This is a genomic window from Aquamicrobium segne, assembly GCF_042656785.1.
GTDB lineage: Bacteria > Pseudomonadota > Alphaproteobacteria > Rhizobiales > Rhizobiaceae > Mesorhizobium > Mesorhizobium segne.
This window is the reverse complement of record NZ_JBHSLL010000016.1, coordinates 59,491-60,241: the sequence shown is the minus strand read 5'-3', so window position 1 is coordinate 60,241 and position 751 is coordinate 59,491. Positions and strand designations below refer to the sequence as shown.

The following is a 751-nucleotide window of genomic DNA, read 5'->3' as shown; positions in this document are numbered from 1 at the left end:
CTTCGCAGCAACATGCTACTTGGCCGCTATCTGCATATGGTGGTCATGATTGAGTCTCGACCCTAAAGCCCGTCTCGGGATAAAGACATGCATAAAAACAAAAAAGCCGCGCCGGATATTACGGCACGGCTTTTTTTGTAAAACTGGCTAGGTTGTGGTGACGATTTAAGGTTTTGGGATTCCCATCCGGTTGCAAATCAGATTCAACGCTGATTTTGGGAGATCGGCGATGGACTGTGACGCACTTCGGGACGACCAGTGGGAACGGATCAAGAGCTTGGTGCCGGGCGGCACCAAAGGCAAACGCGGCCCGCGCACCGACAATCGCAAGTTCCTCGACGCACTGTTGTGGATGGCTCGATCTGGTGGGCGTTGGCGCGACCTGCCGGAGCGACTGGGCGATTACCGCAGCGTGAAGCGGCGCTACTATCGCTGGATCGAGATGGGCGTACTGGACGACATGCTAGAAACGCTGGCCCGCGAAGCCGATCTGGAATGGCTGATGATCGACAGTACCATCGTGCGTGCCCACCAGCATGCTGCTGGAGCGCGCAAGGTAAAAGGGGGGCGGATGCCCAGGGCCTGGGTCGGTCTCGCGGTGGCCTGAGCACCAAGATCTATGCCGCCACCGAGGCGCTCGGGCTTCCTGTCCGACTGATCGCCTCACCCGGCCAGCGCAACGATATCGCGTTTGCCCATGACCTGATCGACGGCATCAAGGCCGAGGCGACCCTTGCCGACAAGGGATACG

Annotated in this window: 1 pseudogene; it reads left to right on the top strand. The window is 58.9% G+C overall.

The window, feature by feature from the left end:
* Positions 1 to 229 precede the first annotated feature (229 nt).
* Positions 230 to 751, top strand: a pseudogene (locus ACFPLB_RS06815) (IS5 family transposase); the annotation flags it as partial.